Annotated in this window: 12 protein-coding genes; 2 read left to right on the top strand and 10 right to left on the bottom strand. The window is 72.0% G+C overall.

What is annotated here, in order from left to right:
* Positions 1-150: 150 nt before the first annotated feature.
* From PYR91_RS21755 to PYR91_RS21800, 10 genes are all read right to left on the bottom strand, one after another.
* Positions 151-1,860, bottom strand: coding sequence for an ice-binding family protein (locus tag PYR91_RS21755; RefSeq protein ID WP_279782256.1), 1,710 nt, complete (start codon positions 1,858-1,860; stop codon positions 151-153).
* An 859-nt stretch (positions 1,861-2,719) separates the two neighbouring features.
* Complete coding sequence (locus PYR91_RS21760; protein ID WP_279782258.1) at positions 2,720-4,225, bottom strand: serine/threonine-protein kinase; 1,506 nt, start codon at positions 4,223-4,225, stop codon at positions 2,720-2,722.
* Between the two features lie 10 nt (positions 4,226-4,235).
* Complete coding sequence (locus tag PYR91_RS21765; protein ID WP_279782260.1) at positions 4,236-5,243, bottom strand: LacI family DNA-binding transcriptional regulator; 1,008 nt, start codon at positions 5,241-5,243, stop codon at positions 4,236-4,238.
* Positions 5,244-5,561: 318 nt separating this feature from the next.
* Positions 5,562-6,647: an LLM class flavin-dependent oxidoreductase gene (locus PYR91_RS21770; protein WP_279782262.1), complete on the bottom strand. Its 1,086-nt coding sequence runs from the start codon at positions 6,645-6,647 to the stop codon at positions 5,562-5,564.
* 86 nt (positions 6,648-6,733) lie between these two features.
* Positions 6,734-7,162 (bottom strand): large conductance mechanosensitive channel protein MscL, encoded by a 429-nt coding sequence (gene mscL, locus PYR91_RS21775; protein ID WP_279782264.1) that lies wholly within the window; start codon positions 7,160-7,162, stop codon positions 6,734-6,736.
* A gap of 120 nt (positions 7,163-7,282) precedes the next feature.
* On the bottom strand, positions 7,283-7,504 hold the full coding sequence (locus PYR91_RS21780; RefSeq protein WP_279782266.1) for a DUF397 domain-containing protein: 222 nt from the start codon (positions 7,502-7,504) through the stop codon (positions 7,283-7,285).
* Between the two features lie 357 nt (positions 7,505-7,861).
* Positions 7,862-8,074: a DUF397 domain-containing protein gene (locus tag PYR91_RS21785; RefSeq protein WP_279782268.1), complete on the bottom strand. Its 213-nt coding sequence runs from the start codon at positions 8,072-8,074 to the stop codon at positions 7,862-7,864.
* A gap of 236 nt (positions 8,075-8,310) precedes the next feature.
* A complete protein-coding gene (locus PYR91_RS21790) occupies positions 8,311-9,711 on the bottom strand; it encodes a PepSY-associated TM helix domain-containing protein (RefSeq protein ID WP_279782269.1) in 1,401 nt (466 codons plus the stop codon).
* 168 nt (positions 9,712-9,879) lie between these two features.
* Positions 9,880-10,470, bottom strand: a complete 591-nt coding sequence (locus PYR91_RS21795) for a hypothetical protein (protein ID WP_279782271.1) — start codon at positions 10,468-10,470, stop codon at positions 9,880-9,882.
* Positions 10,471-10,568: 98 nt separating this feature from the next.
* Entirely contained in the window at positions 10,569-11,417 is an 849-nt protein-coding gene (locus tag PYR91_RS21800) for a helix-turn-helix transcriptional regulator (RefSeq protein WP_279782273.1), read from the bottom strand.
* A 389-nt stretch (positions 11,418-11,806) separates the two neighbouring features.
* Here PYR91_RS21800 and PYR91_RS21805 point away from each other — a divergent pair, with 389 nt between their 5' ends.
* Together PYR91_RS21805 and glgX are read left to right on the top strand one after the other, a co-directional pair.
* Complete coding sequence (locus PYR91_RS21805; RefSeq protein ID WP_279782275.1) at positions 11,807-12,112, top strand: hypothetical protein; 306 nt, start codon at positions 11,807-11,809, stop codon at positions 12,110-12,112.
* 438 nt (positions 12,113-12,550) lie between these two features.
* Complete coding sequence (gene glgX / locus PYR91_RS21810; RefSeq protein WP_279782277.1) at positions 12,551-14,656, top strand: glycogen debranching protein GlgX; 2,106 nt, start codon at positions 12,551-12,553, stop codon at positions 14,654-14,656.
* Positions 14,657-14,746: the final 90 nt, after the last annotated feature.

Raw genomic sequence — 14,746 nt, forward strand, 5'->3', positions numbered from 1 at the left:
CACGAAACACCCCTCACGTCGCCGTGCGGCCGCCGGCCGCGCCACTTCGGCCCGGGCCCGTCCGAGCACATCGGACAGGCCCGGGCCGTCGCGCCCCTCGGCCGAGGTCTTCGCCGGAGTCACCCGGGACCCGGCGGCGCGAGGACACCGCTAGGAACGGTGTCCCCGGTGACGGCCGTACCCGCCATGGCCGCCGTGCTTCTTGTGCCCCCTGTGGTGGTGAGCCCTGGAGGAGTGGTGGTGGGCCCGGTGCCCGCCCGCCCGGTCCCCGTACACCCCGTAGATCGTGCGCAGGGTCCTGACGGTCACCAGCCGGCTGTTGTCCTCGTGGTGACGCCGGCTCTCCCTGCGGTGCTTGGCGGCGCGCTCCTTGTCGCGGACCTGCGCCTCCTCCGCCCGGTCCTCCTCAGCCCGGTCCTCCTCACACTCCTCGTCCGGGGCGGCCTTGATCTCGGCCGCTCTGATCTTGGCGATCTCGCCGGGCACGTTGCCGTCGGGCGGCACGGGGACGACGCCTTGCAGGATCACCTGGACCAGCGTCGCGGTGCTCGAGTCGAACTGGGCCGAGCCCAGGTAGGTGGCGACGATCTGGTGTGTCCCCACCGGCAGGTCGCCGACGGTCAGGACGGCGCGCCCGTTCGCGTCGAGCGGCACCACGCCGATGACGACCCCGTCGCTGGTGAACTGCACCGAGCCGTTCACCGGGACCCCCGCGACCGACGTCACCACCGCGGTGAAGGTGACCGGGGTCCCCTGCTCCGCCACGGGGCTCGACGAGGTCACCGTCGTGTTGGTCACCCTGCTTGGCGGGACCAACGGCACGATGACCTGCAGCAACGGCGGCGAGGCGCTCGCGTCGAGCGTGGGCGAGCCCAGATAGGTGGCGACGATCTGGTGCGGGCCCACCGGCAGGTTGGAGACGGTCAGCTCGGCGGTGCCCGTACCGTCCACCGGCACGACGCCGATGACGACTCCGTCGCTGGTGAACTGGACCGAGCCCGTCGGGACGGCCCCGCTGGCGGCCGTCACCAGCGCGGTGAACGTGACCGGGGTCCCCTCCAGCGCCACGGGATTCGAGGAGACGACCGTGGTGCTGGTCACCCTGCTGGGCGGCACGATCTGGCAGTCGGCCCGCGTGACGACGTTCGTGTCGAGGGTGACCGCGCCGTTGCGCGCCAGGAGGCGGCCGTTCACGGTCGCGCCGGTGGTCACGGTGATCGAGGTCAGCGCGAGGATGTTGCCGACGAACCCGGAGTTCGTCCCGAGCGTGGCGGAGCTGCCGACCTGCCAGAAGACGTTGCACGCCTGCGCGCCGTTGATGAGCGTCACCGTGCTGCCGGACGCCGTGACCAGCGTGGACGCCGTCTGGAAGATGAAGACCGCGTTCGGGTCGCCCTGGGCGTCCAGGGTCAGGTTCCCGGTGAGCTGGAAGGTGCCCGAGACGGAGTTGTAGACCCCGTGGGTCAGCGTCGTCCCGCCGAGCTCGGTGGGCACCGTGCCGGTCGGCGTCCGGGAGGCCGCGTCGTTGTAGGCGGTGGTCAGGTCGGCCTGCGCCTGGGTGGCGACGGCGTCCGCCGCGTGGATGGCGCCGATGACGAGGCCCGGCGGGAAGCCGGTCACCGAAGCGCCCGGGCTGACCCCGAGGTCTCCGGTGACGACCGAAGGGCCGGTGTTGGTGACCGCGGAACCCGCCAGGACCGCGAAGGTCGTGGCCGTGCCGAGTCCCACCGGTGTCTGCGCGCTGGCCGCGTTCGGCGTCGCCACGACGACCCCGAGCGCGATCACCGCCGGCAGCGCCGCCGCCAGCAGGGAGCGGACGAGTCCTCGCGGTCTTACGCGAGGACGAGTGGCATGTTTCATAAAACGGTCCTTTGCTTCGCTATTGCTATGCGGTAAGCGCATTTCCGGCCATGCGCGTTGGATTCCACCGTACTGATGATCCGTGCACTTATCGGCAGCGACATGCGGAGCGTTTTAACGGCGAGTTTCGTCACTTAAATGGAGAAATATCCCCTCTGAGCAGCGAGAACGGCCGGAGGGGTGGCGCGGGGGCGCGCTCCCGACGGTGCGCCATCGGGTGGTGCGAATAAATGCATCGAGCTATTTGATAACCGGGCAGATACCGATATACGCCGCTGAGGTGGGGGGTGGAGAACCGCCGATGGGAGCGTGCCTCCATCGGGCCGAATTCGCGGAATGCGGCGCCGGGTGATCCCACGCCCGGCCGTGCGGGGCGCCCCGTCCGGCGGAGAACGGCCTCCGGGTCGTCGCCGGGGATCACCGCCGGCGGGCGGCGATGAAAGTTTCATGCCGGGTGGCGCGGCCCGGGGGCGGCGCCCGGGCGATCGGCCGTGGTGAGCGAGCGGCGCCTGGCGCGCCGGGCGCGACTCGCGGGAGACGGCTTGTGGGCGGCGGGGGACCTCGCCCACCCTGGGAGCGCTCCCATCATCGACCCGGCCCACCCGGTGGTCAGGGTGCCCGCGGCGGGCGGTCGCGAATGCCGCGGGTTTTCCGGCGTGCTTCCCAACCATGATCATAGTCAGGACCGGGGAGTCAGGACGTCTCTTTCGCGTGCCGAGACCTTTCCTGAGAAAAGGTAAAGACACCCCGAAATGGATTATCTGCAGAATATAGAGAAGTAAGGAATTCCTACTAAACAGGTATTAAAAGCGTGAGGCGGCGTGCCCCCTGGGCGCGCCGCCTCACTTCGTACGCACCGTCAGGTGCCTGCGCGGAGCGCGGCGCCGATCTGGTCGAGGCGTCGCTCCAGCTCACCCTGTATCTCGGGGGTGAGGGCGCCCTCGCGGGCCCGGTCGTGGATCTTCCTGCGCACGTTCTCGACCTCTCCGGCGCGGTGCCCCGACCGGATCAGGTTGTGGACCACATGCCGCAGGTCCAGTGCGACGTCGTCGCGGATGTGGCCCGTCGCCTCGCCTTCCGCGAGCACGGCGTCGAACCGTCCGACGGCCTGCGTCAGCGTCAGCGGCCGGCCGCCCGCGGTGACGATCTCGCGGTCGGGTGTCGCGGCGGGCGGGGTGGACGGCGTGCCCGGCCGGTCGGCCTCGGCGACGGACCCGGAGGAGCGCGAGGGCTTCGGGCCGGCCTCCGGAGCGGTAGTGACCTGCGGTGCCGTCCCGGTGTCCGAGGCGTCGTCCTTCTCGGGTGCCGTGGTGGCCCCACCCGTCGGCTTCTCGTCGGCGCCCGAGGACTGCGCGCCCGTTCGCGGCTCGGCGGCGCCCGCCGGCTGGGAGGGCGCGACGGTGACCGCCACCGCCGTCGGGGGCGGGACCTCCGGCTGGATCCACAGCAGCGCCGCCGTCCACGTGGCCAGCGCGGCGATGCCCACGAACGTGATCCGGGCCCGCCGGATCCACCTGGCCGTCTCCCTGCCGGCGCGGGCCCGGGCCGCCATCGAGTCGGTGAGCACCTCGGCGACGTGCTGGGCGCTCGGCCGGTCGCCGGGGTCCTGTGCCAGGCACCGGCCGCACAGCGCGGCCACCTCCTGAGGCAGGCCGGGCACCCCGCTCGGAACCGGCGGCGGGCCGGTGCGCCGGGCCGCCTCGACGTCCTCCCAGGTGATCTCGGGGTAGGGGGGAGCGCCGGTGAGCATCTCGAACATCAGCACCCCGAGCGCGTACACGTCGACGGCCGGGTGCACGGTGGCGCCGTGCAGCCGCTCGGGGGCCAGGTACGGCGGCGTGCCGAAGTCCGCCAGCCACTCCTCCACCCGCTCGCCCACGAACGCAGCGATGCCGAAGTCGAGCAGCTTGGCGCCCTCGGGGGTGAGCAGGACGTTCTCGGCGGTGACGTCACGGTGCACGATGCCGCGCTGGTGCGCGGCGGCGAGCACCAGCGCCACCCGCGCTCCGATGACCGCGGCCTCCCGCCACGGCAGGGGGCCGCCCTCGGTGATCCGCTCCGAGAGCGGCCGCCCGTCGAGCAGGCGCATCACGACGTAGGCCGCGAGCCGCCCGCGGGCAGTGACCGTCTCCCCGTAGTCGTACACCTCGATGGCGTCGGGGTGGATGAGCCGTGCGGTGGCCCGCGCCTCCCTGCGGATGAGGTCGCGGCCGCCGGCGTCCTCGCCGACGCGGCCGTCCAGCACCTTGATCGCCACGGTGCGGTGCAGCGACTGGTCGAATGCGCGCCAGATCGCGGACATTCCGCCGGAGGCGATCTGCTCCACGAGCCGGTACCGGCGCGTGAGCACATCGCCTTCCTGCATCCCCCCCGCCTCAGGCTGAATCACGGACCACCAGCTCCGTGGGCAGGATCGGGTTGCCGTGCGGGACCTCCTCGTCGGAGGTGATCGCCATGAGCAGCATCCTCGCCGCGAGCACCGCCATCTCCTCCACGGGCTGGCGCACGGTGGTCAGCGCGGGGGAGGTGTGCCGGGCGAGCGGCGCGTCGTCGAAGCCGATCACGGCCACGTCGTCCGGGACCCTGCGTCCCGCCCGGCGCAGCGCCTGCATCGCTCCGGCCGCCATCGGGTCGGAGCTGGCGAACACCGCGTCGAGGTGGGGCGACCGTTGCAGCAGCCACTGCATGGCGTGCGCGCCGGAGGCGTGGGTGAAGTCGCCGTAGGCCACCGGGACGTCGTGCATCCCGGCCGCGTGCAGCGTTCTCAGGAAGCCCTCCAGCCGGTCACGGGCGCCCGGCAGGGTGGGTGGCCCGGCGATCACCGTGATGGCGCGCCGGTTGGACAGCAGCAGGTGCTCGGCCGCCTGGCGGGCGCCGTCCCGGTTGTCCATGTCGACGAAGGGCAGGTCGACGCCGTCCGGCGGCCGACCGGCGCTGCGCACCGCGATCCCCGAGGCGGCCAGCGTGACCGCCAGTGGGTGGCGCTCCCTGGCTCCGGCCAGGAAGATGCCGTCGAACGAGCCCGCCACCAGCGGTGGCGCGGCGATGGTCGACGTCGCGGGCGTCGCCGTCATCAGGACGAACGGGATCCCGTACCCGGTGAACACCTCGTCGGCCGCCGACAGCAGTCGTGAGTAGAACGGCTCGGCGAACATGCGCTGGGTGTGCTCGCACACAACCGCCGCCACCATCTGGTCGGACCTCCTGCTGGAGGTCCCCCGGGGTGCGCGGTGACGCACGTAACCCAGGCGGGACATGGCGTCATGAACCTGGCGACGGGTTGAGGTGCTCACGCGGACGGATCCGGTGAGTACTCGTGATGCCGTCGCGGGGGAGACCCCTGCTTCGGCTGCTACCTGGGCAAGCGTGGGCTGGTCAGCCATCCGGCTTCCTCCGCTTTCAAGGCAAATCGCGAAGGCGTGGGAGCGCTCCCATTACAATAACAGTGTTTCTTGCGTGTCAACAGATGTTTCCGGTAAATGTTCCACGCCGATCTGGAGGCGATGCTACGGACATATTCCATGCGAAGAAAGGGCTCACTGACAGATTGCTCGTGACGGAGGGGCTCCACGCTGTCAGCGAGGGGTGGCCCGAGTGCCCCGAGCGGGCCGTCGGCCTGCGGTCGCGTGTGGTAACCGGCCCGGCCGCCCGGGCCCGGCCACGCGCCGCCGTTCCCTATTCGTTACCTGGAGACGTCCCCGTCACCGGCCGGGCGAGCCGTCCGCCGCCGCCGGGACCATGCCGTACGCCTGGGCGATCAGCTCGAACGAGCGCAGCCGGGCCGCGCCCCCGTGCACGCCGGTGGTGATCATGAGCTCGTCGGCGCCGGTGCGCTCGCGCAGCTCCTCCAGTCCCGAGCGCACCCCGGACGGGTCGCCGTACACGACGTTCGCCAGCCAGTCGCGGACGAACGCCTCCTCGAACTCGCTGTAGGGATAGCTCTCGGCCTCTTCGGGGGTGGGCAGGGGCGCCGGCTCGCCGCGCCGCAGCCGCAGCATGCCCAGCGCGCTGGTGCGCGCCCGGCGCAGGGCCTCCTCGCGGGTGTCGGCGGCCACCGCGGAGACGCCGATCATGGCGTAGGGCTTCTCCAGCACGTCCGACGGCTGGAAGGTGGAGCGGTAGAGGTCGAGGGCGGGCAGCGTGTTCTGCGCGCTGAAGTGGTGGGCGAACGCGAACGGCAGGCCGAGCAGCCCGGCGAGCTGCGCGCTGAAACCGCTCGACCCGAGCAGCCAGATCGGCGGGCGCCCCGACCCCGGGGCCGCGGCCTCCCCGGGGATGGCCCGGATGCGCTCGTAGGCGTGGCCGGGCGGGTAGGCGTCGTCCAGGAAGGCGGTCAGCTCGGCGAGCTGCTGGGGGAAGTCGTCGGCGGCCGGGGTTGCCGAGCGGCGCAGCGCCCTTGCCGTCGCCTGGTCGGTGCCCGGGGCGCGGCCGAGCCCGAGGTCGATGCGCCCGGGGTGCAGGGCGTGCAGGGTGCCGAACTGCTCGGCGACCACCAGGGGCGGGTGGTTGGGCAGCATCACGCCGCCTGACCCGAGGCGGATGCTGCTCGTGCTCGCGCCGAGGTGGGCGAGGATCACGGCCGGGGACGAGCTGGCGACGCTCGGCATCCCGTGATGCTCGGCCACCCAGAACCGGTGGTACCCCCACCCCTCGGCGCGCCGCGCCAGCTCGGTGGTGGTCCGCAGCGCGTCGGCCGGAGTGTCCCCGGCCCCGACGGTCGCGAGGTCCAGGATGGACAGGGGTACGGCGGACTCACCACGGGCGACCCCGCGAATCGCATCACTCACAATTCGGACAACCCCGGCTGACCAGCGGCTATTCCGATCTTCTCGCCGGGAAGCGTGATCCGGGTCTCACCGCAGGGCCGTTCGCCTCAGGCGGGTGGGCGCTGGTCGGCCGGGACGACGGTCAGCTCGGCGGTGCAGAAGGCACAGCGGCGGGCCTCCAGCGGGATGTCGCTGAGGCACTCCGGGCACTGCTTCTCGGTGCTCTTCTGGTTGCGGTCGAAGTAGGAGACCAGCCGGGTCATCGGCATGACGACCAGCCAGTAGACCACCGCGGCGATGATGAGGAAGGTCAGCAGGTGGTTGACGAAGTCGCCGTACTTGAACACCGAGCCGTTCACGCTGAAGGTGTACTTGCTGAAGTCGGGCTCCCTGCCGCCGGTGATCGCCCCGATCAACGGCGTGATCAGGTCGGCGACCAGCGCCTGCACGAGCCCGCTGAACGTGGCTCCGATGACCACGGCGACCGCCAGCTCGACGAGGTTGCCGCGCATGAGGAACTTCTTGAAACCGCCCATCGTGAAGCCTCCGGGGGGATGTTCGGGCTGAAGGACTGCGGGCTACCCGCAATCTTGGCCGCAAACAACCCCTGGATGGGCCGGATCGGCGTACGGCGCGGTGACGATTGAGGAACGGTGTCAGCGCGCGCCGGGCTCCAGGCGGGCGAGATCGAACCGGCCCTGCTTGGCGGCCTCGATGAAGGAGACCCACTCGGCCTCGGTGTAGGCCAGGATCGGCCCCCGCTCCTGCTTGCCGTCGCGGACGCCGACCCAGCCGTCCTGGAAGGCCACCTCGACGCAGTTGCCGTTGTTGCACGCCGCGTGCCATGTCACCCCGTCGAACCCGGGCCCGCCTGCCATGCGCTCCTCCGAAAGCTCTCCGCCCAAGCGCGTCGCGCCGAGCCTATCGGGGGATCCGGCCGCGCGACCAGCACAGACCTGTGCTGGGATTCCAGAAACGCGGGGCGCGGGGCGGGGCCGCCGGGTGCGGAAGCGGCGCCGGGAGCTCTCCGGCGCCGTTCGCCCGGCTGCGTTTCATGTTGTTCCCACTGTCACGCATCTTGGTGGAGCGTCGTTCCCGCGGACCCGCTCGGCGCTCGTAACGCCCGCCAGGTCCGCGACCGTCGGCCTTCAGTGAAGGCCGCTCCGTCTCGTTCGGGAGCCCGGCACGGCCGGACCCCTGCCGCCGTCACCCGGCCGTGCGGGCCGGGAGCCGGGTCAGTAGTCGAACTCGCCCGACTTCACGCCGAGGACGAAGCTGCGGAACTCCTCCAGGGTGAATTCCAGGACGGGCCCGCCGTCGTGCTTGTTGTCGCGGATCGCGACGCCGCCGCGCGGAAGCTCGGCCACCTCTACGCACGCTCCGTTGTTGCATGCGCTGGCGGTCTTCCACGGAAGGCCGGAGTACCCGGTAGGGCTATGCGACGTCATCGTCTCTCCTGATGTCACTGAGGACCGACGCCGTGGCTCGCCCCGCTGGTCGGAACGCGTCCTCTGGCGGGGCGCGACCGACGTGATCGGGCCGGATAAATAGGCATGGAGCCCCCGCTGAGATGGCCGTGGAAGGTCAGAGCTCTGCGCGGGGGCTCCTGGTGATCATTTATCGCAGCTCCTGCTGACATGTCAACACGGTCACGGAGAGCGCATGGTCAATTTGCGGACATGGGTCAGGAGACCGGGCGCGCCGCCCTCCGGGAGCGCAGGCCGAGCAGGACGTCGAGCAGCAGGAAGGCGGCCAGGGAGACGCCCAGGACCGGGAGGAAGACGCCCACCCCGGCCGCGACGACGGCCAGGACCGCCACCACGCCCGGGTGCGTCCCGCGCAGGGCGCCGCGCTCGTACGGCCGGGCGAACCCGCGGGTGGGGCGGCGCTGCCACCACATGCGGTAGCCGTACAGGACGAGCGTGATCAGCGCCAGGGCGACCGCGGCCAGCGCGATCTGGTTGGCCAGGCCGAACAGCAGTCCCATGTGGGCGTCGATGCCGAAGCGGGTCAGCTTGGCGGCGAACGGGTGGTCGGCGAACCGCAGCTCGTCGGTGACCCGGCCGTCCGCGCCGACCGCCACCTGGTCGCCCCGGATCGGCCACTGCTTGTCGATCTCCTTGACCACGTACGCGCCCCCGGCCTCGGTCGGCCAGACCACTTCGAGCGGTCCGGCCAGGCCCTTGGCCGCCGCCGCGCCGGCGACGGCGTCCACGGCGGCGTCGGCGCTCGCGCCGGTGGGAGCGTGAGTCCCGCCGGAGTGGGCGGCGTGGTCCCCGGCGGCGGACACCGACGGCGTCGACCAGCCCAGCGCGGTGCGCAGGTCGCCCACGTTCTCACCGGCGTACTTCGACCAGGTCAGCCCGGTCGCCGACAGGAACAGCAGACCGGCCGCGACCCACAGCCCCAGGGCGCCGTGCCGGGGCAGCGTCCGGCGCAGGCCGCCGCCCGCGGCGCGGCCGGGCCAGAACAGGCCGCGCAGCCGCCCGCCCGTACGGCGCCGGCGGGTCAGCCACAGCACCAGCCCGCCGAGGGCCACCACCCACAGCCAGCTCGCCGCCAGCTCGCTGTAGACGCGCCCGGGCTCGCCCAGGTGCAGGGTGCGGTGCAGCTTGGAGATCCAGGCGCGGACGGGCAGGGCACCGGAGCCTCCGTAGCTCTCCAGCGAGCCGCGCACCTGCGCGGTGGCGGGGTCGACGAAGACCGCGAGCTGGGTGCTCTCGGCCAGGCCGGGCACCGCCAGCAGGACCCGGGTCGTCTGGCCCGGCTCCTCGGGCGTGCGCACGGCGGTGACGGTGCCCTGGGGGTGGGCCGCACGCGCCGCGGCCACCTGGCGCGCGAGCGGCAGCGCCGTCCCCCCGGCGGTAGCGGTCAGCTCATGCCGGTAGACGACGTTCTCCACCTGGAAGGACGCCGCGTACAGCAGGCCGGTGAACGCGGCGACGAGCAGGAACGGGGCGATGAGGACGCCCGCGTAGAAGTGCAGGCGCAGCACCGCGGGGCGCAGCGCGCCCCAGGTGCCCCGCCGGGCGGGAGGGGGTTCGGGCGCCTGCGCGGCAGGCTGGACATCGACAGATGAGGTCATCGGCGTGCTCCGTTTCACGAGGGGAGCGCGGGGTGCGCGAGGGCACGCGGCGCTCCGCCGGGTGTCGACCCGCCGGGCCGGTCGTCTCACGGCCACGGCGGCGAAGGCCGGGGCCGGATCGGCCAGGGCCTCGGGCCGGGCGTGCGCGCCCGGCCGGACGTCGGGCCCTCAGGCCCGACCTGTGAACGGAGACGCCGCGGGCGGCCCGCGCCGCGAGACCACGACCGCGAGCGACGCGTGCGCCAGGCGCACCGCGCCGGCCCACGGGACGAGCCGGACGGTGCGCTCGGCCACGAGCGAGGGCGCGAGCAGGCCGGCCACCAGGCGCCAGAGCCCGGTGACCGAGGTGACGGCCAGGTGGAGCAGGGTCGCCAGCGCCGATTCGCCGCGCTCCAGCCACCAGCTCGACCCGAGCGCGACCACGGTGTGGATCACCAGCATCCCGAGCGCGCTGCCGTGCGTGTGCCCGGCGGGCAGCGGGAGGGACGGCTCGGTGAGCGAGGGGGCGGGCGCCGCGCCGGCGGTGAACAGGTGGTGCGCGCCGTACTGCGCCGCGAAGCAGGCCGCCAGCAGCACCGCCCGCCCGCGCCGGCGCCCGCCGAGCGCGTACGCGCCGGCCCAGGCCAGCGCGAGCGCCAGAGCCAGGACGCCGGTGCGCACCTCGGCTCCGCCCGCGAGCACGTGCAGCGAGGCCGACGTCGGCACGCACGCCGCCGCGAAGACCGCGGCGCGCAGCGCGCGCAGAAGAGGCCGGCCCACATGCACGCCGTTATCGTGTCAGACGTCTGGATCAATGGACATAGACCATCGGTGTCCTGTTTACGGCCGCCGGTGCGCGGACGGCGCGGGAGCGGGGGCTAGACGGCGTATGTCCTGCTCATCTCGCCGATGAGCGCGACCGAGCCGGGCTGGTCGAGCGCGACGGCGCGCAGATGCGTGATGACCTCTCTGAAACGTTCCAGTTCACGAGGCTTCTCGAGGTAGAAGTCGCCCATCAGGGACTCGACGTAGACGGTGTCCGGAACCATGTTGTCGGGGAACTCCAGCATGATGAACATGCTGTCGAAGCCGATGTGCGCGCCGACGGTGAAGGGGATCACCTGCACGGTCACGTGCGCGAGCGCCGAGAGCTCGACGACGCGTTCGAGCGCGGCGCCCATCACCGCCCGGCCCCCGACGTGCCGGTGCAGCACCGACTCGTCCAGCAGCACCGCGCACTGCGGCGGCTCGCTCTGCATGAGCAGGCGCTGGCGCTTCAGCCGGGCGTCCACGCGTTCCTCCAGCACCTCCTGCTTGATGCGGGGAAGGCAGCCGCGGATGACCTCCCGGGCGTAGTCCTCGGTCTGCAGGAGGCTGGGGATGGTGGTCGTCTCGTACATCGTGATCGACGACGCCTCGCCCTCCAGGCCGATGTAGGGGTCGAGGTCGAGGTCCTCGTACTGCTGCCACCACCCGGGCCGGCGGGCCTCCCTCGCCATGGTCATCAGCGCCTCGGCGTCCGCCTGGCCCACCCCGTAGATGTGGCACAGGTCGCGCACGTCACGGGGGATCACGCCGCGGTGGGCGGTCTCGATGCGGCTGATCTTGGCCGGGGAGCATTCGAGCCGGTTCGCGGCCTCCTCGATGCTCAGCCCCGCGACCTTGCGAAGTTCGCGCAGGCGGGTGGCGAGCTGGCGGCGCCGCAGGGTCGGATTGGCCCCGGCCATCGGCGCTCACCTCTTCCTGACGCGGCGCCGCCACGTGCTTCGGGTCCAGCGTCGGCGCGCTGTCAACGCAAGAGTATTGCGTCCGCGCGGATCGTCCCAGGTATACCTCGCCGACAGAGTCTTGTGGCAATTGCCATTGGCGGTTGCTCTTGGCACGAACCAGGGTAAACAGAAGGTTAGCCCCTAACCGAGCAAGGCGTCGGCCCCTAACACCATCGGAGTCCCAAGCGAACGGCGGCCGTGCCGGGGACGGGCAGCCGCGCGGCGAGCGGCGCGCGGCCGGCGGCACCGCGCGCGGCGCCGTGCCCGGACGGGCCGCGGCGGGGGGCGGCGGGCCGGCCGGGAGGAGATCAGACGGGGGAGCGAAAGCCGAGAGGAGACGATCCCCGATGAACGTACGCCTCGCCGGGGCCGGGATCGGACTGTGGACCCTGATACGCGAGCAGACCGTGACCCGCCCCTGGCGGCTCAGCGACGCCGCGTTCGCCGAGATCGACGGATTCGCCTGGGTGCAGGGCTGGGTCATCGCCCGGCACCGCACCCGGCACACCTACCGAGACCCCCGCTTCGACCGGGTGGTCGTCTGCTGCACCTGTGAGGGATACGGCGCGGGCGACGACGGCCAGGCCTGCGCGACGTGCAAGGGCGACGGCCTGCTCAACTTCTGCGAGCCTCCGGCCGCGGGCGCGGCCTGAGCCCGACGGGGTGGCGCCGCCCGGTACGGCGGGAGCCGTACCGGGGGCCCGTCGCGCTCCTCCGAACTGCGCGGACAAGTCTCCTCCGATCGGGGCCGCCAGGCGCCCCGCGGCGCCCAAGCGCGGGTGGCGCGTCGGTCAAGAGCCGGTCAAGGTTCGGTCGCGGCCGGACGGCCCGCGCCCGCCGGGTCGCCCGCCTCGCCCGCCCGTCCGGCGCGCCCGTGACGGTGGCGCGGGGAGTGTCCGGGGCCGGTGTGGCCGGTGGTGTCGAGTAGCCTGACACCGGCCGCCGTAGGTGGCGGCCACCCGCGCCCGCGGCGCGAGGCGAGACGCTGGAGAGTTCACACCGTCCGACGCCGGCGAGTGAATGACCCCAGTCCGCTGCGCCCGGCCGCATGGTCGCGGGAACATGGGGCAAATCCTTATCCGGGTGGTGACATGATCGAAACTTGGCCCGGCGACCCCTATCCGCTCGGGGCTACGTACGACGGCGCGGGCACCAACTTCGCGCTCTACACCGAGGTCGGCGAGCGCGTGGAGCTCTGCCTCTTCGACGACGAGGGCGGGGAGCAGCGCGTCGCGCTCACCGAGTGCGAGGCGTTCGTCTGGCACGGCTACCTTCCGCGCGTCGGCCCGGGGCAGCGGTACGGCTACCGCGTGCACGGGCCGTACGACCCCTCACAGGGCCAGCGCTGCAACCCCTCCAAGGTGCTGCTCGATCCCTACGCCAAGGCCATCGAGGGCGGCGTCAAGTGGGACCAGGCCGTGTACGGCTACAACTTCGGCGAGCCCGACAGCCGTAACGACGAGGACTCCGCCGCCTTCGTGCCGAAGTCGGTCGTCGTCAACCCGTTCTTCGGCTGGGGCCACGACCGCCCGCCGGCCACGCCGTACCACAACACGGTGATCTACGAGACGCACGTGCGGGGCCTGACCATCCAGCACCCGCGCATCCCCGAGCGCATCAGGGGCACCTACGCGGCACTGGGGCACCCCGAGATCATCGACCACCTCACCGGCCTCGGGGTGACGGCCGTCGAATTGATGCCCGTGCACCAGTTCGTGACCGACGACACCCTGCAGCAGCGCGGCCTGACCAACTACTGGGGCTACAACACCATCGGGTTCTTCGCCCCGCACAACGCCTACTCCAGCTCCGGCGAGCTGGGCGGCCAGGTGCTGGAGTTCAAGGCGATGGTCAAGGCCCTGCACGAGGCCAACATCGAGGTCATCCTCGACGTCGTCTACAACCACACGGCCGAGGGCAACCACCTGGGCCCGACGCTCAGCATGCGCGGCATCGACAACGAGGCCTACTACCGGCTCGTCGACGACGACCAGCGCTACTACATGGACACCACGGGCACCGGCAACAGCCTGCTCATGCGCTCGCCGCACACGCTGCAGATGATCATGGACTCGCTGCGCTACTGGGTCATCGAGATGCACGTCGACGGCTTCCGCTTCGACCTCGCCGCCACCCTGGCCCGCGAGCTGCACGAGGTCGACCGGCTGTCGGCCTTCTTCGACCTCGTCCAGCAGGACCCCGTGCTCAGCCAGGTCAAGCTGATCGCCGAGCCGTGGGACGTCGGCCCCGGCGGCTACCAGGTGGGCAACTTCCCGCCCCGGTGGACCGAATGGAACGGCCGCTACCGCGACACGATCCGCGACATGTGGCGCGGCGAGCCGGCCGCGCTGCCGGAGTTCGCCTCCCGGCTCACCGGCTCCAGCGACCTGTACCAGGACGACAGCCGACGCCCGGCCGCCTCCATCAACTTCGTCACCTGCCACGACGGCTTCACCCTGCGCGACCTGGTCTCCTACAACAACAAGCACAACGAGGCCAACGGCGAGGGCAACCGCGACGGCACCGACGACAACCGGTCGTGGAACTGCGGCGAGGAGGGGCCCGCGTCCGACGCGGTGGAGACCCTGCGCGAGCGGCAGAAGCGCAACTTCCTGGCCACGCTGTTCCTGTCCCAGGGCGTGCCCATGCTGTCGCACGGCGACGAGCTGGGCCGCACGCAGCGCGGGAACAACAACGCCTACTGCCAGGACAACGACATCAGCTGGGTCGACTGGTCCGACGTCCGGGAGAACTGGCTGCTGCTGGAGTTCTCGCAGCGGCTCGCCCGGCTGCGCCGCGACCACCCGGTGTTCCGCCGCAGGCGGTTCTTCTTCGGGCGCGCGGTGCGCGGGTCCGGCGACGAGCTGTCCGACATCGCCTGGCTCACCCCCTCCGGCGGCGAGATGGAGGACGCCGACTGGCACAACGGGTACGCCAAGTCGCTGTGCGTCTTCCTGAACGGCGAGGCCATCACCGAGCCCGACCGGCGCGGGCGGCGCATCGTGGACGACTCGTTCCTGCTGATGTTCAACGCTCACCACGAGACCATCCCCTTCACGATCCCCAAGGGGTACGGCGACGCCTGGCTCCCCGAGATCGACACCGCCGAGCCGATCTTCGTGGACTCCCAGCTCTACCGCCCGGGCGAGCAGGTGCCGGTGGCGGGCCGTTCGGTGCGCGTGCTGCGGCGCGCCTGATCCTGCTCCGGCGGGGCATGTGGCCCCGCCGGAGCGCCCGCTCCGTTCCGGCGGGGAGCCGCGCGCCCCGCCGCCCGGCCGACCTTCGGA

This window comes from Sphaerisporangium sp. TRM90804, assembly GCF_029846175.1.
Taxonomy (GTDB): domain Bacteria; phylum Actinomycetota; class Actinomycetes; order Streptosporangiales; family Streptosporangiaceae; genus Sphaerisporangium.